The sequence below is a fragment of the Streptomyces sp. SID5469 genome, assembly GCF_009862865.1.
Classification (GTDB): Bacteria; Actinomycetota; Actinomycetes; order Streptomycetales; family Streptomycetaceae; genus Streptomyces; species Streptomyces avermitilis.
The window spans coordinates 6,333,325-6,358,758 of record NZ_WWIN01000001.1; the positions used below are offsets into that span (position 1 = coordinate 6,333,325).

General features: G+C 72.3%; 21 protein-coding genes, 2 tRNA genes and 1 pseudogene. 7 read left to right on the forward strand and 17 right to left on the reverse strand.

The features are described 5' to 3' along the window. The first annotated feature begins 35 nt into the window (after positions 1 to 35). Positions 36 to 1,685 carry a long-chain-fatty-acid--CoA ligase gene (locus GTY58_RS27310; RefSeq protein ID WP_037649860.1) on the forward strand — a complete coding sequence of 550 codons (1,650 nt, stop codon included), beginning with the start codon at positions 36 to 38 and terminating at the stop codon, positions 1,683 to 1,685. Positions 1,686 to 1,743: 58 nt separating this feature from the next. Here the strand turns inward: GTY58_RS27310 and GTY58_RS27315 are convergent. The 6 genes from GTY58_RS27315 to ehuB form a co-directional block, all read right to left on the reverse strand. After that, positions 1,744 to 1,817 (reverse strand) — tRNA-Lys (locus GTY58_RS27315). A 131-nt stretch (positions 1,818 to 1,948) separates the two neighbouring features. After that, positions 1,949 to 2,707, reverse strand: coding sequence for an IclR family transcriptional regulator C-terminal domain-containing protein (locus GTY58_RS27320; protein ID WP_037649859.1), 759 nt, complete (start codon positions 2,705 to 2,707; stop codon positions 1,949 to 1,951). Between the two features lie 176 nt (positions 2,708 to 2,883). Then, positions 2,884 to 3,699 carry an ectoine/hydroxyectoine ABC transporter ATP-binding protein EhuA gene (gene ehuA / locus GTY58_RS27325; protein WP_010986631.1) on the reverse strand — a complete coding sequence of 272 codons (816 nt, stop codon included), beginning with the start codon at positions 3,697 to 3,699 and terminating at the stop codon, positions 2,884 to 2,886. Further along, positions 3,689 to 4,339 carry an ectoine/hydroxyectoine ABC transporter permease subunit EhuD gene (gene ehuD, locus GTY58_RS27330; protein WP_010986632.1) on the reverse strand — a complete coding sequence of 217 codons (651 nt, stop codon included), beginning with the start codon at positions 4,337 to 4,339 and terminating at the stop codon, positions 3,689 to 3,691. The genes ehuA and ehuD overlap by 11 nt, the downstream gene beginning before the upstream one ends. After that, the gene (gene ehuC / locus GTY58_RS27335; RefSeq protein ID WP_010986633.1) at positions 4,336 to 5,085 is read right to left on the reverse strand and encodes an ectoine/hydroxyectoine ABC transporter permease subunit EhuC; all 750 of its coding nucleotides are present in this window, start codon (positions 5,083 to 5,085) and stop codon (positions 4,336 to 4,338) included. Before ehuC ends, ehuD begins: the two co-directional genes overlap by 4 nt. Next, a complete protein-coding gene (gene ehuB, locus GTY58_RS27340; RefSeq protein WP_237528895.1) occupies positions 5,082 to 5,975 on the reverse strand; it encodes an ectoine/hydroxyectoine ABC transporter substrate-binding protein EhuB in 894 nt (297 codons plus the stop codon). Before ehuB ends, ehuC begins: the two co-directional genes overlap by 4 nt. A 162-nt stretch (positions 5,976 to 6,137) precedes the next feature. On the opposite strand from ehuB, the gene GTY58_RS27345 reads away from it, so the two are divergent. Then, positions 6,138 to 6,626, forward strand: a complete 489-nt coding sequence (locus tag GTY58_RS27345) for a DUF3830 family protein (protein WP_010986635.1) — start codon at positions 6,138 to 6,140, stop codon at positions 6,624 to 6,626. Positions 6,627 to 6,655: 29 nt separating this feature from the next. Here the strand turns inward: GTY58_RS27345 and GTY58_RS27350 are convergent, their stop codons facing one another. After that, positions 6,656 to 8,098 (reverse strand): amidase, encoded by a 1,443-nt coding sequence (locus tag GTY58_RS27350; RefSeq protein ID WP_010986636.1) that lies wholly within the window; start codon positions 8,096 to 8,098, stop codon positions 6,656 to 6,658. A gap of 28 nt (positions 8,099 to 8,126) precedes the next feature. After that, positions 8,127 to 9,086, reverse strand: a complete 960-nt coding sequence (locus GTY58_RS27355) for a D-2-hydroxyacid dehydrogenase (protein ID WP_010986637.1) — start codon at positions 9,084 to 9,086, stop codon at positions 8,127 to 8,129. Positions 9,087 to 9,260: 174 nt separating this feature from the next. On the opposite strand from GTY58_RS27355, the gene GTY58_RS27360 reads away from it, so the two are divergent. From GTY58_RS27360 to GTY58_RS27370, 3 genes are all read left to right on the forward strand, one after another. Next, entirely contained in the window at positions 9,261 to 10,064 is an 804-nt protein-coding gene (locus tag GTY58_RS27360; RefSeq protein ID WP_010986638.1) for an aspartate/glutamate racemase family protein, read from the forward strand. Then, on the forward strand, positions 10,061 to 10,795 hold the full coding sequence (locus GTY58_RS27365) for an aspartate/glutamate racemase family protein (RefSeq protein ID WP_010986639.1): 735 nt from the start codon (positions 10,061 to 10,063) through the stop codon (positions 10,793 to 10,795). The genes GTY58_RS27360 and GTY58_RS27365 overlap by 4 nt, the downstream gene beginning before the upstream one ends. Before the next feature lie 218 nt (positions 10,796 to 11,013). After that, complete coding sequence (locus tag GTY58_RS27370) at positions 11,014 to 12,090, forward strand: LLM class flavin-dependent oxidoreductase (protein WP_037649940.1); 1,077 nt, start codon at positions 11,014 to 11,016, stop codon at positions 12,088 to 12,090. 51 nt (positions 12,091 to 12,141) lie between these two features. On the opposite strand, the gene GTY58_RS27375 is transcribed toward GTY58_RS27370, so the two are convergent. After that, on the reverse strand, positions 12,142 to 14,004 hold the full coding sequence (locus GTY58_RS27375) for an EAL domain-containing protein (RefSeq protein WP_010986641.1): 1,863 nt from the start codon (positions 14,002 to 14,004) through the stop codon (positions 12,142 to 12,144). 385 nt (positions 14,005 to 14,389) lie between these two features. Here GTY58_RS27375 and GTY58_RS27380 point away from each other — a divergent pair, with 385 nt between their 5' ends. Further along, positions 14,390 to 15,883 (forward strand): M6 family metalloprotease domain-containing protein, encoded by a 1,494-nt coding sequence (locus GTY58_RS27380; RefSeq protein WP_037649858.1) that lies wholly within the window; start codon positions 14,390 to 14,392, stop codon positions 15,881 to 15,883. Positions 15,884 to 15,987: 104 nt separating this feature from the next. On the opposite strand, the gene GTY58_RS27385 is transcribed toward GTY58_RS27380, so the two are convergent. From GTY58_RS27385 to GTY58_RS27415, 7 genes and pseudogenes are all read right to left on the reverse strand, one after another. Next, a tRNA-Lys gene (locus tag GTY58_RS27385) sits at positions 15,988 to 16,061 on the reverse strand. After that, the gene (locus tag GTY58_RS27390; protein ID WP_010986643.1) at positions 16,052 to 16,699 is read right to left on the reverse strand and encodes a bifunctional DNA primase/polymerase; all 648 of its coding nucleotides are present in this window, start codon (positions 16,697 to 16,699) and stop codon (positions 16,052 to 16,054) included. Before GTY58_RS27390 ends, GTY58_RS27385 begins: the two co-directional genes overlap by 10 nt. 199 nt (positions 16,700 to 16,898) lie before the next feature. Beyond that, a complete protein-coding gene (locus tag GTY58_RS27395) occupies positions 16,899 to 17,264 on the reverse strand; it encodes a hypothetical protein (protein ID WP_010986644.1) in 366 nt (121 codons plus the stop codon). Between the two features lie 360 nt (positions 17,265 to 17,624). Beyond that, positions 17,625 to 18,994, reverse strand: a pseudogene (locus GTY58_RS27400) (AAA domain-containing protein). Then, entirely contained in the window at positions 18,991 to 20,586 is a 1,596-nt protein-coding gene (locus GTY58_RS27405) for a hypothetical protein (RefSeq protein ID WP_010986646.1), read from the reverse strand. Before GTY58_RS27405 ends, GTY58_RS27400 begins: the two are co-directional and overlap by 4 nt. Then, positions 20,577 to 21,773, reverse strand: coding sequence for a hypothetical protein (locus GTY58_RS27410; RefSeq protein WP_242432156.1), 1,197 nt, complete (start codon positions 21,771 to 21,773; stop codon positions 20,577 to 20,579). Before GTY58_RS27410 ends, GTY58_RS27405 begins: the two co-directional genes overlap by 10 nt. Beyond that, on the reverse strand, positions 21,724 to 22,680 hold the full coding sequence (locus GTY58_RS27415) for a phosphatase PAP2 family protein (protein WP_010986648.1): 957 nt from the start codon (positions 22,678 to 22,680) through the stop codon (positions 21,724 to 21,726). Before GTY58_RS27415 ends, GTY58_RS27410 begins: the two co-directional genes overlap by 50 nt. A 193-nt stretch (positions 22,681 to 22,873) precedes the next feature. Here GTY58_RS27415 and GTY58_RS27420 point away from each other — a divergent pair, with 193 nt between their 5' ends. Next, positions 22,874 to 23,491: a histidine phosphatase family protein gene (locus tag GTY58_RS27420; RefSeq protein ID WP_010986649.1), complete on the forward strand. Its 618-nt coding sequence runs from the start codon at positions 22,874 to 22,876 to the stop codon at positions 23,489 to 23,491. A gap of 53 nt (positions 23,492 to 23,544) precedes the next feature. On the opposite strand, the gene GTY58_RS27425 is transcribed toward GTY58_RS27420, so the two are convergent. After that, complete coding sequence (locus tag GTY58_RS27425) at positions 23,545 to 25,137, reverse strand: hypothetical protein (protein WP_010986650.1); 1,593 nt, start codon at positions 25,135 to 25,137, stop codon at positions 23,545 to 23,547. Between the last annotated feature and the right edge of the window lie 297 nt (positions 25,138 to 25,434).

A 25,434-nucleotide genomic window follows, 5' to 3' on the forward strand; every position in this document is an offset into this window, starting at 1 on the left:
CACATCTGACGGTACGTCAATTACCGTGCGCGTCCATGGAGTCCATGAGGCGTACCGTCGCGGAGCTGGTGCGGGAACGGTGGGGCGACCACCGGCCGGGGCTGTGGTTCGAAGGGCGGGTGCTCAGCCATCACCAGATGGCGGCGGGCGCGGCGGCCCGCGCGGAGCTGCTGGCCGGCCTGCTGGCGTCCGGCGCCGAACCGCATGTCGGGGTCCTGCTCGACAACACCCCCGAGTACCCGCTGTGGCTGAGCGCGGCCGCCGTCGCCGGTGCGGCCGTCGCCGGCCTCAACCCCACCCGACGCGGCCCCGAACTGGCCCGCGACATCCGGCACACCGAGTGCCGGGTCGTGGTCACCGAGCGCGCCCACCTGCCGCTCCTCGACGGGCTCGAACTGCCCGGCGTACGCCTGCTGGTGACCGACACGGACGCCTACGAGGAACTGCTCGCGCCCTACGCCGACGCGGAGCCGGACGCGTCCCGGGCCACCCCGGACGACCGCCTCCTGCTGTACTTCACCTCCGGCTCGACGGGCGCCCCCAAGGCCGCGATCTGCTCCCAGGGCCGGCTGGCCGCCGCCGGGCACTCACTCGTCGGTCACTTCGGGGTGCGCCCGGACGACGTGCACTACGTCTGTATGCCGATGTTCCACGGCAACGCGGTGATCGCCGACTGGGCGCCCGCGCTCGCGGCGGGTGCGGGGGTGGCGCTGCGCCGGCGCTTCTCGGCCTCGGGCTTTCTGCCGGACGTACGGGCGTACGGGGCGACGTACTTCACGTATGTGGGGCGTGCCGTCCAGTACATCCTGGCCACCGAGGAGCGGCCCGGCGACCGGGACAACCCGCTGCGGCTCGGCTTCGGCACGGAGGCGGGGGCGGTGGACGCGGCGGCCTTCGAGCGGCGGTTCGGGGTGCGGCTGGTGGAGGGGTACGGCTCCTCGGAGGGCGGCGCGGCGATCCAGTGGCGTCCTGGCACCCCGCCGGGGGCGGTCGGCCGGGCGGCCCCCGGGGACGACCTGGCGGTACTCGACCCGGACACCCGCGAGGAGTGCCCGCCGGCCGAGTTCGACGCGGCCGGCCGGCTCGGCAACGGGGCCGAGGCGATAGGGGAGCTGGTGAACCGCGGGCCCAACCCCTTCGAGGGCTACTGGCGCAATCCCGAGGCGGACGCGGCGAGGCGGCGGGCGGGCTGGTACTGGACGGGTGACCTGTTCTACCGGGACGCCGACGGGTTCCTCTACTTCGCCGGCCGCACGGACGACCGGCTGCGCGTCGACAGCGAGAACCTCGCCGCCGCGACGATCGAGAACATCCTCGCCCGGTACGAGGGTGCCGCCGCCGTCGCCGTGTACGCGGTGCCGGATCCGGTGGCCGGGGACCAGGTGATGGCGACGGTCGCCGGTGACTTCGACCCGCTCGGCTTCGCCGCGTTCCTGCTGGCCCAGCCGGATCTGGGGACGAAGATGGCGCCCCGGTTCGTCCGGGTCGTGGAGCGGATGCCGGTCACGGCCACGAACAAGATCCATCGGGCGGGGCTGCGGCGGGAGGGGTTCCGGTGCGCCGACCCGGTGTGGTGGCGGCCGCCCGGGGAGCGCTGCTACCGGCGGCTCACCGGGGCGGATGTGGCGGGGCTGGTGGACGAGTACCGGGCGCGGGGGCGGGAGGAGCTCCTCACCAGGGCGTAGGTCCGAGGGGCGCGGATCGCAAAGAAGCCCCTCGCTCTCGCGAGGGGCTTCTCATCTGTGCGCCGCCAGGGACTCGAACCCCGGACCCGCTGATTAAGAGTCAGCTGCTCTAACCAACTGAGCTAGCGGCGCATGACTCTCGCCTTCCGCTCTCGCGGTCGGCGACAAAAGAAATACTACCTGGTCCGAAAGGGTGCTGATGACCACCCGGGGGTATACCCGGGGGCACCGGAGGCGGGCCGCCCCCGGTGGCCGGATTCGTTCTAGATCGCCAGCGAGAGCAGGACCGGCGCCGCCCCCTTGTTCAGCGTTTCCGCCGCCTGCCGCAGGCGGTGGGCGTGCTCGATCGGCAGGGACAGGGCGAGGCAGCCCACGGAGGAGCCGGCGGTGATCGGGACGGCCGCGCAGACCGTGCCGACCGCGTATTCCTGGAGGTCGAGCACGGGAACCGTCGGCGGCTGGGCGTCCAGACGGGACAGCAGCACCCGCTCGCTGGTGATCGTCCGCGAGGTGAGGCGGGCCATCTTGTGGCGGGCGAGGTGGTCGCGGCGTCCGTTGAGATCGAGCTGGCCGAGCAGGCTCTTGCCGACCGCGCTGGCGTGGGCGGAGGAGCGGAAGTCGACCCACTCGTGCACGGCGGGCGTGGTCGGGCCCTCCGCGCACTGGGTGACGTGCACCTCGCCGTCTATGTAGCGGCTGATGTAGATCGCGGCACCCACGGAGTCGCGCAGCCGGTCGAGGGTGTGCTGGAGCTTCTCCCGCAGGGCCTGGTCATGGCCGTGCGTGGAACCCAGCCTGCTGAGGGAGGCACCGGGGACGTACTCCCCGTCGGCGACCTGTTCGACGTATCCCTCCCTGCGCAGCATCCGCAGGAGGGCGGTCAGCCGCTCCGTGCCGAGACCGGTCCGACGGGCGAGTTCGGTGTCGGTGACGCCGGTGGAGTGTCGGGCCACCGTCTCCAGGACGCGGAGGGCGTCCTGGGCCGAGTGGTTCGGGGCGGTCGGCTCGTGCTTCAGCGCCACGGTTTCCCCCTGCGCTTTTGTGGGCCGTTTCCGGACAGCCTGGCTGTGTCCACGATAGCCGCCAAGAGGGGTGAAGAGGGCAGGGGTTGACAAGATTGGTGGCGCGTTCCACGCCTCTCAGCAGGAACGCGCCACCCTGGCATATGCCCGAGTCATGGTCTGACGGTTGCTTTCCGTCAGCGGACCGCGCTCAGGAACTCGCGGGTGCGCTCGTGGTCGGGGTCGCCGAAGATCTTCTCCGGCGACCCGGACTCGATCACATGGCCCGCGTCGAACATCAGCACCTGGTCGGAGATGTCCCGGGCGAAGTTCATCTCGTGGGTCACGCAGAGCATCGTGATGTCCGTACTGCGGGCGATGTCGCGCAGGACGTCCAGGACGCCCGCGACGAGCTCGGGGTCCAGCGCCGACGTCACCTCGTCGAGCAGCAGCACCTGGGGGCGCATGGCGAGGGCCCGGGCTATCGCGACCCGCTGCTGTTGCCCGCCCGACAGCTGGGTCGGATAGGCGTCCGCCTTGTCGGCGAGGCCCACCAGGTCGAGCAGTTCACGGGCCCGCTGCTCGGCCTCGTCCTTGGCCAGACCGAGCACGGTGACGGGCGCCTCGGTGACGTTGCGCAGCACCTTCATGTTCGGGAACAGGTTGAACTGCTGGAAGACCATCCCGATGTTCTTGCGGACCTCGCGGACGTGCTTCTCACCGGCCGGGACCAGGGCGCCGTTCTTCTCCTCGTGGGTGAGGTAGTCGCCGTTGACCCTGATCGTGCCCGAGTCGGGCTTCGTCAGCGTCATCAGCAGCCGCAGGATCGTCGTCTTGCCGGAGCCGGACGGGCCGATCAGGGTGACGTGCTTGCCGGAGTCGACGGAGAAGTCCAGCGAGTCCAGCACGGTGTGGGACCCGAAGCTCTTGGTGACCTTCTCGAAGCGGATCAGCTCGTCGCCGTCCACCGTGGGGCCGGCCGTCTGTGTCGAGGGGGTGGTGTCAGCGGGCAAGGCGGCGCTCCAGAGCTCGGAGGAGAAGGGAGGCGGGGTAGGCGATGACGATGAAGGCGACGCCGACGAGCACGATCGGCTCGTTCATGTGGAAGGTCCGCGAACCGAACTGGCGGGCCTCGCCCAGCATCTCCAGCACGCCGATGGTCATGAGCATCGGCGAGTCCTTCAGCATCGCGATGACGTAGTTGCCGAGGGCGGGCACGACGCGGCGCAGGGCCTGCGGCAGGATGACCGCGGTCCAGGTGCGCGAACGGGGCAGGCTGAGCGCCGTGGCCGCCTCCCACTGGCCCACGGGAACGCCGTCGATGCCCGCGCGATAGACCTCCGCGGTGTACGTGGAGTAGTGCAGGCCCAGGCCGATCACGCCGGTGGCCAGCGCGGACAGGGTGATGCCCCACTCGGGCAGGACGTAGAAGAAGAAGAAAAGCTGCACGAGCAGCGGGGTGTTGCGGATGAACTCGGTGACGGCCAGGACGGGCCATCGCACCGCCTTCAGCGACGAGCGCTGGGCGAGGGCCCAGACCAGTCCGAGGGCGAAGGCGATCAGCGAGCCGAGGACCAGGGCCTCGAGCGTCACCAGGACACCGTCCCAGAACCGGGGCATGAAGTCGCCGAGCGTGGACCAGTTCCAGTTCACGAGGCACCTCCGGGGCCGGACCAGCTGCGGGCGAAGTCCTGCTGCGGGCCGAGGCCGGTCTTCTGCGTCACGGCGGCGCCGCCGGCCGGGGACTGCCCGATGCCGGCCTTGGCCCTGCGCTCCACCAGGCGCATCACCCGGGTCAGCAGGAACGCGAGCACGAAGTACATGACCAGGATCACCGTGTACACCGGAGCGCTCTGTCCGGTGGCGTTACGCACCAGCTGGGCGGCGAAGGTGATGTCCCCCACGCCGAGGACGGACACCAGGGCGGTGCCCTTCAGCAGCTCGATGAGCAGGTTGTTGAAGGGGGGCACCATCTCGGGCCAGGCCTGCGGCAGGATGATCTTCCGCAGCCGCTGGGCGGGTGTGAAGCTCAGTGCGATCCCCGCCTCGCGCTGGGCCGGCGCGACGGCCGCGACGGCACCGCGCACGATCTCGGAGCCGTAGGCGCCGTAGGTGCAGCCGAGCGTGAGTACGGCGGCCCACATCGGGACCAGCTGCCAGCCCAGGGTCAGCGGCACCACGAAGAACACCCATAGCATCAGGACCAGCGCGGACGTACCGCGGAACACCTCGAAGTAGGCCCCGGACAGGAAACGTACGACCCACAGCCGATGGGTACGGGCCAGGCCGACGGTGAAGGCGACCACGGCGCCGAGCGCGGCGCTGTAGACGGTCAACTGGACCGTGATCCACACACCCTTGAGGAGCAGCTCCCACAAGCCTGCGCTTATCTCACTCATGGTGTGCACTTCTCCTCGGCCGTGATGGTCGTCATCTGGGCCTTCGTGAAGCCGAAGGGCCGCATGATCTCCAGGAGTTCACCGCTTCGCTTCAGCTTGCGCAGCTCACGGTTGTAGGCGTCGCGCAGGTTCCGCTCCGGCCTGCGGAACGCGAAGGCGCCGACGTCGGTGACCGGTTTGCCGTCCAGATAGGGCGTGACCTCGGCGGTCGCCTCCGCCTTGCTGCTCCCGGTCTCCTTGACCACGTTGCGCACCGTGACCGCGGTGCCGACGAACACGTCGACGCGGCCCTGCTCGACGGCGAGGAGACCGGCCAGCTGGTCCGGCAGGGTGTCGACCTTCCTGACCCCCGCCTCCTTGATGTAGTCGATCTCCGCGTAGCCGATGCCGGTGGCCACGCGGGCCTTCGACCTGCCGAGGTCCGCGTAGGTGCGCAGCTTCAGCGGGTTGCCCTTGCGCACGATGAAGGCGTCCTTCATCTGGTACTCGGGATCGGCGAAGACGACCTGCCCGCAGCGTTCCGGGGTGATGTACATCCCGGCGGCGACCACGTCGAACTGGAGGGAGTTGAGGCCGAAGATCAGCGAGCCGAAGTCGGTGGGGAACGGCTCGACATGGTCGATGCCGAGTTCGTTGAAGATACGGGTGGCGATGACCGGCGCCGACCCCGTCACCCTTCCGTCCTTGCCGATGTAGCCGTAGGGCTGCTCGCCCGCGATGCCGAGCCGTACGGTTCCCCTGGCCCTCAGCTGCTCCAGCAGATGGCCCCCGTCCCCGGTGTCGGCGGTGGCCACCCGGCTGCATCCGCTGGTCGCGCCGACCGTGCCCACCGTGGCGAGGGCCGCCGCTCCCGCGAGGAGGGAGCGGCGGCGGAGTCTGTCTCGGGGCATGCTTCCTGAGGTGTTTCCCTGCGGTGAAGCCATGGGCGCCCGGCTACCCGAACAGTCTGAAGATATTCCAGTCTTTTTTTAGCCCCTCTCCCCTCGGGCCCCACAGGCTTGGCCCGTGCCGGACTGGGCAGGCACGAGCGCAAGAGCATCAGGGAGGCACGAATGGCAGACCGATACCTCGAAGTCGCGCTCGACAAGCGCGCAGTGCGCTGCACCGCCCGACTTCTCGACGACCGCGCGCCCCTCACCTGCCAGGCGGTGTGGGACGCGCTGCCCCTCGGCTCCGACGTCTACCACGCCAAGTACGCGCGCAACGAGGTCTACGCCCTCTTCCCGCCCTTCGCGGCCCAGGAACCGCCCCTGGAGAACCCGACGGTCACGCCCATCCCCGGCGACCTCTGCTACTTCACCTTCTCCGGCGCGGAGCTGGGCACGAAGGCCTACGGCTACGGAAAGGCCCAGCAGGAGACGGTGGTGGACCTCGCCCTCTTCTACGAGCGCAACAACCTGCTGCTCAACGGCGATGTGGGCTGGGTGCCGGGCATCGTCTGGGGCCAGGTGGTCGAGGGCCTGGACGCGATGGCCGAGGCGTGCAACGACCTGTGGCGATCGGGCGCGCAGGGCGAGACCCTGAGCTTCCGCCGCGCCTAGTCGCCGGCCGACCGCCACAACGCCGCCCCCTACACTTCGGTCGGTGCCCCGATACCGGCGACTCCCGCCTCGTACAGCGCGTGCGCGACCCGCAGGACCAGGTCGTCCCGGTGCCGGGCCGCCACCACCTGCATCCCCACCGGGAGTCCGTCCCCGTCCACCCCGACCGGGACCGTGGCCGCCGGCTGCTGCGTCATGTTGAACGGGTACGTGAACGGGGTCCACCCCGTCCAGCGGCGCAGCCCCGAGCCGGCCGGCACCTCCGCGCCCGCCTCGAACGCCGTGATCGGCAGCGTCGGCGTGACCAGCACGTCGTACGACTCGTGGAAGCGGCCCATCCGTCGGCCGAGGTCCATGCGGACGTCCACCGCGGCGAGGTAGTCGAGCGCCGAGAAGCGCGCCCCGATCCCGCAGATCTCCCGCAGCCCCGGATCCAGCACCTCCCGCTGCTGCGGCCCGAAATGCTGCGTCACCCGGGCCGCCCCGCTGAACCACAGCACATGGAACGCGTCCACCGGATCCGTGAGGTCGGGGTCGGCCTCGGACACGTACGCGCCCAGCCCCGCCAGCCCCTGCACCGCCCGCCGTACCGCCGAGGCGACCTCGGGCCGCACCGCGACCTGCCCGCCCAGGGAGGGCGAGTAGGCGACGCGCAGCCCCCGTACCCCGCCCGCCAGCGCCTGAGTGAACGACCCGCCGACCGGCCCGAGCCCCGACCAGTCCCGTGCGTCGGGACCGCTGATCACGTCCATCGCCAACGCCGCGTCGGCCGCGTCCCGCGTCATCGGCCCCACATGCGCGAGCGTGCCGAACGCGCTCGCCGGATACAGCGGCACTCGCCCGTACGTCGGCTTCAGCGCGAAGATCCCGCAGAAACCGGCGGGGATACGGACGCTGCCGCCGCCGTCCGTGCCGAGGGACAGCGGCCCCGCGCCCAGCGCCACGGCCGCCGCGCTTCCGCCACTCGATCCGCCCGCCGTGCGCGAGGTGTCGTACGGATTCCGGGTGACCCCCGTCAGAGGCGAGTCCGTGACCCCCTTCCAGCCGAACTCGGGCGTCGTCGTCCTGCCGATGAAGACGGCACCGTGCTCCCGCAGCCGGGCCACGGACGGCGCGTCCTCGCCCCAAGCCCCCTGCGGATCAACGGCCTTGGAGCCGCGCAGGGTCGGCCTGCCGCGTTGCAGGATGATGTCCTTGACGGTGACCGGGACGCCGTCCAGGAGACCGGCCGGTTCCCCGCGCCGCCATCGGTCCGCCGACTCGGCCGCCCGCGCGAGCGCCTCGTGCGCGGCCGGCGGAAACCGCTCCGCCCGGGCGGAGTCGAGAGCGTGGGGGAGTACGAAGGCGTTCACGGCGGGCTGGATGCGCTCGGCCCGCTCCAGGGTCGCCCGCACCGCGTCCACGGGGCTGAATTCGCCCTTGCGGTAGCCGTCGACGAGTTGTACCGCGGTCAGCTCGGTGAGTTCGGTCATCCGCCCGCCCTCCAGAAGGTTCGGCAGCTCAGTGTCCAGGTACGTACCCACGCTGCTTGTCGACCACGTTCGGCAGCGGCCGGCCCGCCTGCCAGCGCTCGAACAACTCGAGGAACTGCGCGCCGAGTTCATCGCGCCAGCCCACCGTGTCCCCGCTCATGTGCGGGGAGACGATGAGGCCGGGCACCTCCCACAACGGGCTTTCCCGGACCAGCGGTTCGTGCGCGAAGACGTCCAGCGCCGCCCCCGCGATCCACCGCTTCGACAACGCCTCGGCCAGCGCCTCCTCGACGACGAGCTGCCCGCGCCCCACGTTGATGAAGCGGGCCGACGGCTGCATCATCCCGAAGCGCCGGGCGTCGAACATGCCGTGCGTGGCCTTTGTCAGCGGCGCCGCCGACACCACCCAGTCGGCGCGCGCCATCAGCCGGTCGAGGTCGTCCGGACCGTGGATGCCGGTGCGCGGGGTGCGCCCCACCAGGGCCGTCCTGATGCCGAGTGCCTTGAGTGTCCTGGCGATCGCCCGCCCGATCGGGCCGGAGCCCACCACGCACGCGCGCGTGCCCGCCACCCGCTGCGACTCGCGGTGGCGCCACTCGTGCTGCCGCTGGAGGTCCCAGGTTCGCGGCAGGTCCTTCGCCATCGCCAGGACCAGCGCCGCGACGTACTCGGCGATCGGCTGGTCGAAGACGCCCCGCGCGTTCGTCACCACCGTGTCGGACGCGGCGAGTTCGGGGCACATCAGATGGTCCACGCCCGCGCTCGCCGTGTGCACCCAGCGCGGCCGCGGGCCCTCACCCGGCCAGGCCCGGCGCACCGCGTGCGAGGTGAAGTCCCAGACCAGCAGCACATCCGCGGACGGCAGCCGCTCGGCGAGCGTGGACTCGTCGGCGTGCTCGATCCGTACCCGCCCGGTGAGTGTGCCGAGCCGGGGCGGCGGCTCGGCATCCAGGACGAGAAGGGTCGCTTCGGACGGGGGACCGGACATCGTCGGGAAACCGTTTCGCAATGCGCGTCCGCTTTTCTGGGGAAATGAAGGTGGGCCGTGGCCGTCTGAGATGCGCGGATTGACCACGCTCGCACCCGAACCTACCTTCGTCAACACGGACCCGCACACGGTCCGTTGCCCACCCGTTTCCCTTCGTGAGACTGGGGTCTGCCGATGGACGTCTCCTTCCTGGGCGGGCCGCGCCCGCAGCGCGGTGTCGGTGTTGTCGCCCCCTTCGACTTCGCGCTCGACCGTGAGCTGTGGCGCTGGGTGCCGGACGACGTCTCGCTGCACCTCACGCGGACCCCGTTCGTGCCGGTCGAGGTGAGCCTGGACCTCGCCCGGCTGGTCTCCGAGCACGAGACGCTCGGCGAGGCGGTGCGCGCGCTGAACGCGGTCGCGCCCGAGGTCGTCGCGTACGCCTGCACCTCGGGCAGCTTCGTCGGCGGCATCGCGGGGGAGCGGGCCATGTGCGAGGCGATGACGCGCGCGGGCGCCGTGCCGTCGCTGACGACCTCGGGCGCGCTGCTCGCCGCGCTGGCGGAGCTGCGCGCCCGGCGCATCGCGCTGGTGACGCCGTACACCGTCTCGGTGACCCAGTCCCTGGAGGACTACCTCGTGGGGGGCGGGGTACGGGTGACGGGACGTGCCTTCATGGGCCTCACCCGGCACATCTGGAAGGTGCCGTACCGCGACGTGGTGGACATGGCGCGGCAGGCGGTCGGCGGGCGCCTGCCGGCGGGCGGCACGGCCGACGCGCTGTTCATCTCGTGCACCAACCTGCCGACGTACGACGTCATCCCCCAGCTGGAGGCGGAGCTGCGCATCCCGGTGATCTCGGCCAACCAAGTGACGATGTGGGCCGCACTGCGTCACCTGGGTACCCGTGCGGTGGGTCCCTATCAGGCGCTGCTCGACGAGTCCGCCCGTCCGGTGCCGGGGCCCGTACTGCCGGAAGAACAGGAAGGTTGGGCATGACCGCACTCGGATTCCTCTACCCGGGCCACTCCGCGGAGGACGACTATCCGCGCATCGAGCAACTGCTGGGCAGTGACATCCGCCTTCCCCTGGTCCACACGGACATCGGCGAGGACGCGCACCGGGTGGACGCGCTCCTCGAGATGGGTTCGGCGGCACGGCTGGCCGCGGGCGTCGAGGAGCTGCGGCTGTCGGGTGCCGAGGCGGTGGTGTGGGCCTGCACCAGCGGCAGCTTCGTGTACGGCTGGCAGGGCGCCCACGACCAGGTCCGCAGCCTCGCCCGCACGGCCGGCCTGCCGGCCTCCTCGACCTCCTTCGCCTTCGCGCACGCGGCGCGCGAGCTGGGCGTCCGGCGGGTCGCGATCGGGGCGACCTACCCGGACGACGTGGCGGCCCTGTTCGCCGCGTTCCTGAAGGACGCGGGCGTGGAGGTGGTCGCGGTCCGCGGCTCCGGGATCATCACGGCCGCGGAGGTGGCGACGTGGGACGAGGAGCAGGTCCTCGCGCTGGCCCGGGCGGCCGACCACCCCGAAGCGGAGGCGGTCCTCCTCCCGGACACGGCCCTGCACACGGCGTCGCACATCCAGGCCCTGGAAGCGGCCCTGGGCAAGCCGGTCCTCACCGCCAACCAGGTCACGGTCTGGGAGGCGCTGCGCCTGGCGGACCGCCGGGTGAACGCCCCGCGACTCGGCACCCTCTTCACGAAGGAGCCGCTCGTGCAGGTCCACTAGGGGCTGTCGCCCGGGAGCGGGGCCTGCCCAGGGAGAAGGCGCGCCCAGGCCGCGCCCGGGAGAAGGCGCGCCGGGAATAAGCGGGGACTGCCTCCTGTTAGTGCGCGGTGGAGACGCAACGCACCAAACAGGAGGCATCCACCGTGACGGCAGACGAGACGGCAGGCGACACGACGGCCAAGACGGCGGACGAGACGGCGGCCGAGACGGCGGACGAGATCCGGGGCACGGCACAGGGCACCGCCCCCGTCCCCCTCTCCGTACTGGACCTGGTCACCGTGGGCGCGGGCCGCACCGCCACCGACGCCCTGCGCACCAGCGTCCGGATCTCCCGCCTCGCGGAGTCCCGCGGCTTCCACCGCTACTGGGTCGCCGAGCACCACTCGATGCCGGGTGTGGCCTCGTCCTCGCCCGCCGTGATCCTGGCCCACCTCGCCGCCCACACGGACCGTATCCGGCTCGGCTCGGGCGGCGTGATGCTCCCGAACCACGCGCCCCTCGTCATCGCGGAGCAGTTCGGCACCCTGGAGGCCATGGCCCCGGGCCGCGTCGACCTCGGCCTCGGCCGCGCGCCCGGCACGGACGGCGCGACGGCCGCCGCCCTCCGCCGCACCGACCGGCTGAACGAGGGCGCCGACGACTTCCCCGAGCAGCTCGCCGAACTCACCCGTTTCCTGGACGACGACTTCCCCGACGGCCACCCCTACGCCCGTATCCACGCGGTCCCGGGCCCGATCCAGTCGACCTCGCCCGGCGGCGTCCAGTCCCCGCACCGCCCCCCGATCTGGCTGCTCGGGTCCTCCGGCTTCAGCGCCCGCCTCGCCGGCATCCTCGGACTCCCGTTCGCCTTCGCGCACCACTTCTCGGCGCAGAACACCGTCCCCGCGCTGGACCTCTACCGCGAGTCGTTCCGGCCGAGCGAGGTGCTGGACGCCCCGTACGCCCTGATCGGCGTCTCGGCCCTGGCGACCGACGACGAGAAGGAGGCCCGCCGCCAGGTCCTGGCCGCGGCCCTCAACATGGTCCGCCTGCGCACCGGCCGCCCCGGCCTGGTCCCGACCCCGGAGGAGGCGGAGGCGTACGAGTTCAGTCCCATGGAGCGCGAGTTCGTCGCCACCTGGAACTCCAACGTCATCCACGGCACCGCGGACGAGGTCCGCGCCGGCCTCGACGACCTCCAGAAGCGCACCGGCGCCGACGAGTTGATGATCACGGGCAACGCCCACAGCGGCGACGTACGCCTGCGCTCGTACGAACTGATCGCGGACGCCTACGGGCTGCCCACGGCCGGCTGAGGCGACGCGGCTCAGGCCGGCCAAGGACCGGTCTGACCGGGTCTGACCAGGTCAGATCGGTTCGGATCTGCTCCGGCGGGCCGGTGTCCGCAGCAGTTCGGAGATACGATCCGGCGCCACCGGACGGGAGTACAGCCAGCCCTGGCCGGTGTCGCAGCCGATGCCGCGCAGACGGGACGCCTGGGCCGAGGTCTCCACGCACTCGGCCGTGACCGTCAGCCCCAGCCGGTGGGCGAGCTGGATCATGGCCTCGACGACGACCTCGTCGGCCGGGTTCGGGCGGGCGTCGGTCCCGTCGTGCTTCTCGGAGGTGTCGTACTGGAAGCCGCGTACGAAGGAGCCGTCCAGCTTCAGCACCGAGACCGGTAGCCGGCTGAGATAGGCCAGGTTCGAGTAGCCCGTACCGAAGTCGTCGATCGCGATGTGCACGCCCATGTCGCTGAGCGCCTGGAGGGCCTGGAGCGGGCGGCCGGCCGAGCCCATGACGGCCGATTCCGTGAGCTCCAGCTGGAGGAGGTGCGGGGCCAGGCCCGTCTCCGCGAGGATCTCCGCCACGTCCGTGACCAGGTCGGAGTCCCACACCTGGCGCACGGCCACGTTCACGCTGACGAACAGCGGCGGTGCGTCCGGGTGTTCCAGCTGCCAGCGGCGGGCCTGCCGGCAGGCGGTCGCCAGCACCCAGCGGCCGAGCTGCACGATCGAGCCGTCCTCCTCGGCCAGTCCGATGAACCGATTCGGCGTCAGCATCCCGAACTGCGGATGGTTCCAGCGGACGAGGGCTTCGACCCCGCGGAGGCGGCCGTCCTCCATGCCCACCAACGGCTGGTACTCCAGTACGAATTCACCGTGCTCGATCGCCGGACGCAGACCGGAGGAGAGGGCCTGGCGGGTCATACGGTGTGCGTTGCGCTCCGGGTCGAAGAGCGTCCAGCGGGACTTGCCGTCGGCCTTAGCCCAGTACAGCGTCGTGTCGGCGGCCTGCATCAGACCGGTGGCGGTGGTGCCCGCCGCGTGCCGCTCCACCACGCCGATCGACGCGGAGACCGACAGTCGCTGGCCGGAGAGGTCGAAGGGGGCCTGGAGCGCCTTCAGCACCGACTCGGCCAGGTCGGCGAGTTGGTCGGTGCCCGTCGAGTCCTCCACGAGCAGCGCGAACTCGTCGCCGCCGAGTCGGGCCACCAGCGGGGCGCTCGGCCTGGCGTATCCCGCCTCTTCCGCGCAGCGCGTCAGCCGTTCGGCGACGGCGGCGAGCAGCCGGTCGCCGATCCGGTGGCCGAGCGTGTCGTTGACCGCCTTGAAGCCGTCGAGGTCCAGATAGCACAGCCCGATGCGGCCGGTGCCACTCTCCTCGTACGCCTCCGCCTCCAGTGCGGCCGACAGGCGTTCGAAGAACAGCGTGCGGTTGGGCAGGCGGGTCACCGGGTCGTGCATCTGCAAGTGCCGCAGCCGCGCCTGGAGTTCACGGCCGGCGCTGATGTCGGCGACCGACAGCAGTATCGCCCGCTCCTCCTCGGGCAGCGGGGAGACCGTCACCTGGACCCAGAACGAGCGCCCGTCGGGGTGCTTGAGCCGGCGGGTGCAGCGCAGCCGGGCCTGCCGGCCGCGCAGCACTTCGCGGTACGCGTGCCAGGCGCGGGGGTCGGAGGAGAGGTCCACCAGGTCGGCGGCGGTCTTCCCGGCCAGCGCGTCCGCGTCGGTGCCCAGCAGCGTGCCCAGCGTCTCGTTGGCCGTGACGACGAGCCCCTCGCGGTCGACGACCGCCATGGCGAGGGGGGCCGCGGCGAAGGCGGCGCCGGTGGAGGAGGGGGACGCGCTGGTCGTGGTCGTACGAGGAGGTGTGTCGATGTGACGCTCTGTGACGGCCGGCCGGATGAGGTCTGCCGTGGGCGCCGGCCCTTCGGACGTTCCGCTCACCGCTCGCTCCCGCAGTGCACTCGTTCTTCGTACGGATCTCGGGGTCTCGCCGGGGTGGTCGGCCGCGTGGTGGGCGGTCGCACAAGCCGTGTCCGTGCAGGAAAGTGTGCCGATCATAGAGGCTGACCCAAGGGCCTTCCAGCCACTGTCCCAGTGTCGCGGAACGAGCCCACGTTCTGACAGATCGTTTCTGCCCGCACCTGGGCCGGTTTCCACGCCTGTCGATCGCTTGTGACGTTCCGTGAGCGTTCGGGGTGTCGAAGTGGTCATGTGCGAGGTCTCCGCCCGGAGCGCCTCACCCTTCTGGTGCAGATAAACAGGGCAAAGTAATACAACTCGGCACAGGCTGGGTGCGGTGTCCCGTGAGCCGCATCCGGAGGTCGATTTGCCGCGCCAACTCCCATTGAAGGGATGTGTCCGTGACGGGGGGCTCCGCTGGCGCAGCACCGCGGCCGTGTTCACCTCCATGGCGGCACTCGCGGCGACCTCGCTGGTCACGGGGCCCGCCCTCGCCGAACCCGGTGCGGCCTGTGAGCTGAGGCGGACCGGGGCGCACCACTCGGAGGGCGTCGACACCTGGAACGCCGCCTATCCGCGACCGACCCGCCCGCTCGACGCGGTGATGGTGTTCCTGTCGTTCCCCGACTCGGCGCCACTGACCGCGCCGAGTGAGCTGACCGCCGACTACTTCCCGGCCACCAGTCAGTTCTTCGAGCGTGCCTCGTACGGAAGGTTCACCCTGCGCCCGCATGCGCTGCCGGGGTGGATCCGGATGCCGCACGCCTCCACGTCGTACGCCATGCGGCGGGACTGGAACGCCGAGCACCGGGCCGCCTATCTGCGGGACGCGCTCTCCGTGGCCGACGGGCAGGTCGACTTCTCGCGGTACGACGTCGTGTACTTCGTGGCCGACCCGGACGCGCCGGGCGTGGACTCGGACGCGACGAAGGTCGTGAATCTGGACGCGCCGTTGCGGGCCGACGGCAAGGACATTCGGCGGGTGGTCACGGTCTTCGAGAAGCATCCGCCGGACCATCTCGTCCTCGCCCATGAGACGGGTCATGTCTTCGACCTGCCCGACCTCTACCACCGCCCCACCGACGGCAAGGGCGACTGGGACACCTACGTGGGCGACTGGGATTTGATGGGCAGCCAGTTCGGCCTCGCGCCCGACCTGTTCGCCTGGCACAAGTGGAGGCTGGGGTGGCTGGATCCGCACCAGGTGGTGTGTGTGCGGAGCCGCGGGAGCACGCGGCTGACGCTGGAGCCGCTGGGGGTGGGGCCGGCACCGGCTGCCGCGGCGGGGGCGACGCCGACTCCGGAGGTGGCGTCGGCGGCGGCGTCGGCGGCTGGAGTGGAGCCGGTGGTGGGAGCGAAGCCGGTGGCTGGAGTGGAGCCGGTGGTGGGAGCGAAGCCGGTGGCTGGAGTGGAGCCGGTGGCGGGGAGCGCGAGTCCGGGTGCGGGCCTTCTCGGTGCGGGCATCAGTTCGGACGCGGTGTCCCACGGCCCGGAGGTGCCGGCGCCCGCCACCGCCTTCGGGGTGGGGCGCGGGACCAAGCTGGCGGTGGTGCGTACCGGTCCCGACAGCGCGCTCGCCTTCGAGGCGCGCGGTCCGGTGGGCAACGACGGCTCGACCTGTTCGCAGGGCATCCTCGTCTACCGGGTGCGCAGCGAGGCCGAGTCCGGTGCCGGGCCCGTGCAGGTCGTCGACGCCCACCCGCACTCCGAGTCCTGCTGGGGCGACTCGGTCTACCCGCCGCTCGCGGACGCCCCGGTGGGCCTCGGCGAGAGCTTCACGGTGCCGGGGGAGGGCGTGAAGGTGGAGGTGGAGGACCGGACGCCGTCCGGGGCGTGGACGGTGCAGATCGCGACGGGGTGAACCGCACTCCGCAACACGCGTACAACGCGTGGCGAAGGCGCGCGAAAACAACGATGGCGAGGCCGGTTCGCGTATTCCGCGAACGTGCCTCGCCATCGCTAGCGTGCGCCGCCAGGGACTCGAACCCCGGACCCGCTGATTAAGAGTCAGCTGCTCTAACCAACTGAGCTAGCGGCGCCTGCTGACGTCGTAGACCTTAGCATCCTGATCGGCGGGAGGAAAAATCGATATCCGTACGGCGGCGGAGGCGGCGGCGCGGGCCGCGCGGACCGCCGCCCAGACCAGGATCTCGGGGCCGGGAAGCCAGGGGCGGCGGGTGTCGGGGGCCACCAGCCACCGGGATTCGGGGCGGCCGGCGGCACCCTCGCCGAGGTCCGTCCCGAGCGCCGGCACGGTCACCGCGTCGCCCGGCCCGTGGCACAGCAGCGGCGGGATTCCGGCACTCCGGCCGGGCCCGGCGGCGCCGCCTGCGCCCCACTCCTCCCAGTCGAGCAGCGAGGGGAGGCGCTGGGCGGTGCCGGGTGCGGCGAAGAGCAGCATGCGGCACCGGTAGGCGGCGACCGGTCCGGAGCCCGGCCCCTCGTCCCACAGCCGGTCGAGCATGCGGCGGCCGAAGATCGTGGGTGCGCTGACGACGTCGAAGGCGGTACCGCAGGGCAGGACGACCGGGGCGGTGGGCCGCTCCTCCCAGAGGGCGAGCGTGCTGCGCGGATACGTTCCCGCCGAGGCGAGCCAGGCGGCTCCCTCCGCGGTGACTCCGGTGACGTCGAAGCGGTCGGGGAGCGGATCGGCTGCCGGGTGCGGTTCGCTGCTCATACCGGTCAGATCTACCGGCAGTGAGCGGTCCGATCCTGAGAGTTGCGCGAATTGGGGACGGGTGGGGGTCAGGTGGGGTATCTTGCCCACCCGGCATATGCCAAACGGCCATTCGAGTGCCGGGGGCCGGGGGCGGGGGGTCCAGGTGCCGGGTGCCCGGGGCTGGGTGCCGAGGGACGGGGCGGGCGCCTCCGGACGTTCAGAGCATGTCCGCCGGTCCGTTCCCTTCCCGCCCCCGCAGCAGATCCCGGCCGAACTCCACCATCTTCTTCGCGTAGTCCTCGGTCCACTCCGCCCGCTCGGCGATGTCCGCCGGTGTGAGCCGGTCGAACCGCCGCGGATCGGCCAGCTGTGCCGCGGCGACCGCCTGGAACTCGACCGCCCGGTCGGCCGCCGCGCGGAACGCGTGCGTCAGCTCCGTCGCCCGCGCCAGCAGCGCCCGGGGGTCGTCGATCGACTCCAGGTCGAAGAAGTGCTCCGGGTCCCCGGCCGCCTCCGTGGGCTCGAAGAGCAGGGGCGCGGGGCGTAGCCGCGGTTCGTTCCGACGCGGCGTGGGCTCCGCCATGTCTTCTCCTCCTCGTACGATTCAGGGCCCGCCCGGCTGAGAGAGGGCCACCGTCCATTGTCCCTTGGCCGCGCAAGTGGGCCCGGGGAGCGCGACGGGCGCGAACGGGAACCCACGGACCACCCCGGCTCGCGCGTCCCCACCCCTTCACCCGACACGCCCCGCCCCAGCCCCCGGCGGGGCACCGGTCAGGGCCGCCAGGTCACCCGGTGTTCGGAGAGGTGGTCCCAGGTGGACATCATGGCCTCCCATCCATCCGGGGCTGTATTCATCGGCCGCCTCCGGCGGCGTGCCGGACTCCGTCCGGCGGTTGGGCGGTGTGGCGCCTGGCGCTTGCCGGTCCGGCGCGGGCGCGCTTCGTCAGGGCCGCCAGGTCACCCGGTGTTCGGAGAGGTGGTCCCAGGTGGACATCATCGCCTCCCAGCCATCAGGAACTTCACCGTCACTCCCAGCTGTACCGGCTCCGTCGAGGGGTGGTCGTCCAGGAGTTCCGGCAGGCCCGCCCGGCAGACCACGATGCACGCGTGCCGGTGCCGGGAGGCCAGGACGCACAGTCGGCCCGTCTCCAGGTGGAACGCCGTCGCGTCCGGGCGGCCCGACAGCGGGTGCAGGATCACCGTCACGTCGAACTCCCTCCCCTGGAGCCGGTTCGCCGTGTCCACGGTGACGTCCGCGACGCCGAGGTCGGCCAGCGCCGTGCGGACGGCCGCCGCCTGGTCCCGGTGGGCCGTGCCGACGGCGATCCGGTCGGGGGTCAGCGGCACCGGACGCGCCGACCGCTCCGACACCGCCGCCCCGCCCCGGTCCAGCAGCCGTCGTACGACCTGGGCGACCGCCCGTACCGCCTCGGGGTCCGTACGCGGCGTGTGCCGGGCCGGCAGCTCGAGGAGCCCCCAGCCCGACTCCGCCGCCTCGTCGATCACCCGGTCGGGACCCGAGCCGTCCGATGCCACGCCGAAGGCCAGCCGCCGGTCGCCGTGGTCCGTGCCGCTGCGGAACGGTGTGTACGGGTAGAACGCCGCCGAGACCAACGGCGCGGCGGACGCCGGCAGCCGCCAGGAAACCGGCAGCCGGTGCTGCGGCAGCTCCGGGTTGTGGGCGAGCAGCGTCGTCACGGCGGAGGCGGACGGGTCGTACGACAGGCCCGCCCACTGCTCCGAGCCGACGATCGCGAACGGGTCGAGCTGCCCCGGGTCGCCCACGAACAGCGCCCGCTCGAACAGGCCCGCCACGGCCAGCAGCGCGTCCGAGCGCATCTGGTACGCCTCGTCGACGATCGCGTGCCGCCACGGCTCGACGTCCTTGACGTGCGCCCACTTCGCGGCCGTCGAGACGACGACGTCCAGCCCCGCGAGATCGCCCGCCTTGGTCGACTTGCGCACGTTCGCAAGGTCGTCCAGCGCCTTGTCGTACGGGTCCGGGTCGCTGCTGTGCAGCCGTCCGACCGGCAGCTCGGAGTCCTTCTCGGCGAGCCGCAGCACCAGGTCGTCGACCTGGGCGTTGGTCTGCGCGATGACCATCAGCGGGCGCCCCGCGGACGCCAGTTCGAGCGCGGCCCGCACGACGAGCGTCGACTTGCCGGCCCCCGGCGGGGAGTCCACGACGACACCGCGGTGCGTGCCGTGCAGCGTGTCGCGCAGAATCGCGTCGGTGGCACGGGTGGCCGCGGCTCCCGGATCGAAGCCGCCGCCCGGCTCCCGCGCGGCCCCCGAATCGAACGCGGTGGTCACAGAACGTCCTCCTCGGTCACCGGGTCCGGCAGCGGTACGGCCTCGGGGTCACCCGGCGGTCCGCCGTGCGTCCACGGTGTCGCCTCCGGATCGGGCAGCTTCGCGCCACCCCGCTGCTCGTGCTCGAAGAGCGTGAAGCAGAGGCGGTCGCCCTTCTCGGGGACGGACCCGGCCTCCGGCTCCTTGCCGCGCCCCATCTTGTCGACGATCCGCAGCACGACGAGGGTGCCGTCGTCCTCGTATCCGACGAACTCGGCGGCCTGCGGCTTCCCGCCGAGCGGGCGGAAGACCTTCGTACGCTCCCCGAGGTGCGGCCGGTCCTCCGTGCGCACGGTGACCAACGGGCGCGGGCTCGGGCGCTTGCCCTCGCTGTACGCCATGACGACATCCGTGACCTCCCCCGCGAAGGCCTCGCCCGCCAGCCGCCGGCCGGCCATGACCAGCGGGTCGTCGAGGGCTTCCTGGGCGTCCAGCCGGGCCTGTTCGCGCTCGCGCGTGGCCAGTTTGTTCGCCGCGGTGACCGCGTCGTCGCGGCGCGGCTGCGGCGGCTCCCCGGCGGTCACCCGGTCCCGGTGTCCGGTGAACGACCAGCGGTCGCGGGTCCACCGGTCGTCGACGTGCGCGCCCTCGGGCAGCGCCCGCAGCAGGTCGAGGCCGCGCCACACCGCGTCCCAGGTGGGCCGGGTGAGGCCGGCGACGAGGGCGCGGATCTCCCGCTCGGCGGAGGTGAGTTCACCGAGCCGGTCGTCGGCCTCCAGGCCGTCCTCGGCGGCGGCCAGCCGCGTCCGCGCACGGTCGTAGCGCTCGATGGCCGGGGCGAGCAGCTTGTTGTCGAACGCGGGGTCGGTGGCGGGTCCGGCGGGCGGGCACAGGAGCTGGCCGCCGGAGTCCCGCTGGAGTTCGGCCCGCAGCGCGGCCGTCGCGCCCGACTCCCCGGCGGGCGGCTCGATCCAGGCCAGCAGCGCGCCCAGATGCTGGTCCTCCAGGCTGCTCTGCCCGGTCGCCCAGTGCCGTCCCAGCACCTCGGTGAGGGCGAGGAGCAGGGAGGAGCCGGGCACCCGGGCCCGCTCCCCGAAGTGCGTGAGCCAGCGGCCCAGCAGCGGTACGCGTGGCGGCGCGGGGTGCGGGGCCTCCGGCTCCTGCTCGGCGGTGCGGCGGAAGCGCATGGAGCGGCCCAGGAGTCGTACGAACTCGACGCCCGCGCGGCTCGGCACGATCAACTGCGGTGCGTCCGCGCACAGTTCGACCTCGACCTTGACTCGCTTGCCGGTCTCCGGGTCGGTCTCGCTGCGCTCGGCGGCCTCGACGACGTCGGCGTACCCGTCGAGGTACGGCAGGACGATGTCCGCCAGCTCGGCGAGGAACGCGAACCGCAGGTCACGGTCGCGCGGCTGCGGTACGACGAGCAGCCGCGGCGCGTGCCGGTCGGTGCCGACGAGCGCCCCGAGCGGGGCCCCGGCCTCACCGGCGGTGGTCAGTGGCACGAACACCAGGGGGTGTTCGGACAGGTGCCGGTGCCGGACCGTGGCAGCGGGCTGGGCGCGGCCGGTCTGCGCGGCCTCCAGCCGGGCGAGGGCGGAGATCAGCGACACGGGGCGCCCTCCGGCCGCTCGGCGCCGAGGCCCTCGGCTCCCGCGTACCCGGTACCGGGCCCGGTCGCTGTCGGCCCTGCGGCGTCCAGTGCCTCGGCCCGCAGCCGAGCGGCCCTGCGCAGGGCCGCCACCGCCGGGTCGTCCGGGTCCCCGGCCGTGCCGTGGGCCGCGGCCAGTACGTCGTCGACCGTCGCCAGGCCGCCCAGCTCGGCCCGCAGCGACCGCCCCAGGGAGGTCACCGCGCCCTCGGCGCGCGCGTGGTCGCGGCAGTGGAAGGCCAGCTCGCAGGCGGCGAGGCACTCGGGCGCGTATGCCGCCGGGACCGACTCCACGGCGGCCGTCAGCTCTCCGCGCGGCAGGTCGGGCGCGAAGCACGTGCCCTCGGGGAGGGCGTCGGCGATCTCCTCGACGCGCGTGAGCCGGGTCAGCTGGCGGCGGGTGACCGAGCGCTGCTTGCGGATGTCGACGGCGGAGGCGGTCGGCAGGTTGGAGAAGTCCTTCGGGCAGACCAGCAGGACGCGGTGGCGGACCGGGGGCGCGGGATCGAGGCGCGCGGCGACGTCCTCCAGCGCCAGCACGTACACCGCGGACTGCCGGGCGGCCGCCCCCACCTTCGCGGGGTCCGCCGAACCGTCCAGCACGGGGAACGACTTGATCTCCACGACCGTCCAGCTGCCGTCCGGGTGCACGACCACCGCGTCCGGCTCCAGGAAGGCGGGCGAGCCCGCGACATCGAGGGCCAGCATGGGGTGGTCGAGGAGCGTCCAGGCGCCGGCCCCGGTCGCCTCGCGCAGGGCGAGCGCCGTACGGGCCGCGCGGCCCTCGGGGCCGCCGGCCGTGAGATCGGGCACGAGCGAGTCGGTGGGCGGCTCGGCACCGGGGTCCAGCTTCTCGTGCACGAGCCGCAGCAGCTCCGCGCCGCCGTCCGCCTTGACCCGGGCCTCGAACGCGTTGCCCCGCATGAAGGCGAACTGCGACTGGCCGAACGCGGACGGCGAACCGAGCGCGTCCGCCAGCACCGCCTTGTTCACGCCCGCGCCGTCCAGGAGCGCACGTCTGCTGCACCCGGGATTCGCGGCGAGCGCGGCGAGAGCGCGCGCGTCCAGCGCCTTGGGCGGTACGGAGGGTCCGCGCAGCTCAGCGAGCCGCTGCCGGAGCGCCGTCCCCCGCGTCCGCGGGAGTGGCACCGGGCTCGGCTCCCGGACCGTGGCGGGATACGCGCTGTCGGGGAATTCGCTCACCCGGGGAAGTCTGGCACTCCCCACTGACAATTGAGGAACCTGCGCCCTGCGAGGCGGCCGCGACGGGTGCGGAGCGGGCGCTCAGGCGCTCCTTGGCCAGGTCCGCGAGCCGCATCATCGCCGGGGTCAGCAGCAGGCCGGCTCCCATCACGGCGGCGCCCGCCGCGGCGTCCAGGAAGTAGTGGTTCGCGGTGCCCATCACGACGATCGTGGTGAGCAGCGGATACGCGATGCCCGCGACCTTGGCGGCGGGGGTGCGGCCGTACCGCCACAGCATCACCCCGCACCACAGCGCCCAGCCCACGTGCAGGCTCGGCATCGCCGCGTACTGGTTCGTCATGCCGCCCAGGCCGCGCGGCGCGCTGGCCTCGCCGCCCCACCAGCCGTACGAGCTGTACTGGGCCATCGTGTCGACGAAGCCGTGGCCCTGAGACAGCAGCCGGGGCGGGCAGGTCGGCAGCAGGGTGAAGCCGATCAGGCCGATGAACGTGGACGTCAACAGCCAGGTCCGGGCGGCTCTGTAGCGCACCGCGCGGGAGCGGAAGAGCCAGATCAGGAGCGCGGGCGTGACCAGGTAGTGCAGCGAGGCGTACCAGAAGTCGGCCGGCACACCGAGCCATGCCTCGCGCGTGAAGAGACGGTTCAGCGGATGCTCGGCGTTGAGATGCAGGGCCTTCTCGATGCGCAGGATCGCCAGACCGTGGTCGACGGCGGTGGAGACATCGCCCCGGGCGAGGAGCCGGCCCGCCGAGTACGAGGCGTACACGAGGACGATCAGCGGCAGTTCGGTCCACCAGCGCAGCCGGGTCTTCGGCACCGCCCTCTCGATGCCTGGTGTCACGGTCTGCGGCATCCGATCGCCCTCCCCCTTCACATCAGCTGCGGTGCCCGGCGGCACGGTCGCATCACTTTACGGCGTATGTGCGCGCCCCCTGCGGGGCGCCCCCGGCTCTCAAAGACGCCGAGATCGCCCGCCGGGTTGCCCCGCTTCAGCGTGCGCGATGATGGAAGGAACCCACCTCTCATTTCTCCCGGAAAGGCCGCTCATGGCACCGCGCATCCTGCTGGCCCGGCATGGACAGACGGAATGGTCCCTGCTCGGGAAGCACACCGGCAGGACGGACATTCCGCTCCTCGAAGAGGGCCGGCGCGGCGCCAAGCTGCTGGGCGAACGGCTGCACCGGGCGCCCTTCGACGGGCTCTTCGACGCCGAGATCCGTACGAGTCCGCTGGCACGCGCGCGTGAGACATGCGAACTGGCCGGTTTCGGTGACCGCGCCACCTCCTGGGACCCGCTCATGGAGTGGGACTACGGGGCGTACGAGGGCATGACGCCGGCCGAGATCCAGAAGGTGCGGCCGGGCTGGTTCATCTGGCGCGACGGCGTCCCCGAGGGCGAGACCCTCGCGCAGGTCTCCGCGCGCGCGGACGAGGTCGTCGCCTGGGCGCGTGCCGAGGACCGCGACGTCCTGGTGTTCGCCCACGGGCACATCCTGCGCTCGATCGGCGCGCGGTGGCTCGGCCTGCCGATCGATTTCGCCGCGCGTATCAGGCTCAGTCCGACGTCCCTCTCGGTGCTGGGATGGGCCTACGGGGAGCCCGCGATCGAGAGCTGGAACGATCTGGGGCATCTGGTGCACCAGGGCGAGCAGCGGATCGCCTGACCGCGTACGGGATCGCCTGAAAGGGGATGGCCGTCCCGGGCCGGCGCGGAGTCTCACGCCATGCGCGGCAGGCTCGCGTGCCGCTCCAGGAACGCCGACACCTCCGACGCCCTCCGGTGCGGCAGCAGGACCCGGGCGGTGCCCGCCAGCATCGTCTGGACGCGGGAGGACTGGACCTGGCCGAGGAGCTCCAGAACCCGCAGGCCCGCCATCGCGGCCTCGTCGGGACGGCCCCCGCGCGCGAGGTCGTCGGCGAGCTCCGCCGTGTAGAGGGCGATGTTGCGGGTGAAGTGCGGGTCCTGGAGGTGCGCGGCCCGGCGGGCGTGGCGGGCCGCACGGGGCCAGTCGCCGAGCGTCGACCAGCACTGCGCCTCCAGGCCCTCCAGTTCGGCCTCTCCGTAGAAGGTCATCCACTCGGGGTCCGTCTCCGAAGGGCCCCGTTCGAAGAGGGCCTGGGCCCGGGCCAGCGCCTGCTCGCAGCCCGCCCGGTCCGCGAGCCCCGCCCAGCCGCCCGCCTCGCGCAGCGCGAGCAGCGACATGAGGCGGGGCGAGCCCAGCGGGCGGGCCGCGCGCTGGGCCGCCTGCGCCGCCCGCACCGCCTCGCGCGGCCGGCCCGCGTCGCGCGCGAGGAACGCCGTGTTGCAGAACGCGTGCGCCTCAAGCCCCGGGTCCCCGGCCATGCGGGCGGTCGCGAGCGCCTCCGCGTAGTGCGAGCGGGCGTCGTCGAAGCGGCCCGAGTCGTGGGCCAGCCAGCCCACCGAGATGGCCAGTTCCCCCGCGCCCATGTAGAGCCGGTCCGCGGTCGACTGCCGGGTCGTCCCCGCGTCGAGCAGCGCGTACGCGGTCCGCAGCGGGGCCGACGCGCGCCGGTAGAGGCCGTCCGCGCCGTGCCGGTCGTCCAGCAGCCGGATTCTGCGCACGGCCTCTTCGAGGGCGCCCGCCTCGGACGAACCCGCCCGGTGGCCGGGACGTCCGGCGGCCGCCGCCGGGCTGCCGAAGGTGAGCCCGAAGGGGCCCAGCGAGGCGGCTGCCACCGTGGCGGTGCCGCCCGTCATGAATGCGCGACGCTGCACGTCGCTCTCCTCGTGGTTCTGATCGTGGTACTCGTGCGTGTCGTACAGGTCTGACGTGTGGTGTGTGTCGTACGGGTCTGGCGTGGGCTGTGGGTTGAACGGGTCTGGCGCGTGCTGCGGGTTGAGCGGGTCGTACGGGTCGTACGGGTCCTGCGGAGCCTGCGTTTCGTGCGACGGATCTGGCATGTCATACGTCTCGCACGCCCCTTCCATCTCATGCGAGGCGCGCAAAGGGCTCTCGGTGCGTGGGGGAGGCGCATCGTCGGTGGTGCGCGCCGCCCCCCTGCCCCGTACCGCGGAGCGGGGTGCGAAACCCAGGTCGGTGAGGGTGCGGCCGGGGAACATGTGCAGGAACACGCGTTCGTAGGCGTAGTTGGGGCAGCGGATCTCGCCCGCCTCCACCCGCCCGATGTAGCGCGCGTCACAGCTGACCCGCTCGCCGATCTCGCGCGCGGCCCGCCGCACCGCCGAGGCGAACTCGCCCGGTGAGCGCTGTCCGCGCAACTGCCGGAAGGCGAGGTTCGGCCGCGGTGGCGTGGGGGGCTGGGACGAGGTCACCGTTGACGACGCCATGGCGGGGCCCTCTCTGCGAACCGTCGAACCATGCCGGATTCGGGATCAGTTGTACGGGTGGTGCCCGGTTGTTCCCTGTGTCCGGCGGTGCAAGAACGTACCCGGCCCACCGGTGCCGCCATGCGATGTTTGGCTACAAACCGGATATCTCATACAGGATCTGCCATGAACTGCCATCCTTTGCGGCGGTGTTATGCCGTAGCCGTTGACGTTCTGGCGCGTTGAACCCGACGGACCGGGAGCCGCCCGAACTCCCGACCCGCTCACTCGTCGAGGAGGGGCTGCCGTGTTGGAGGC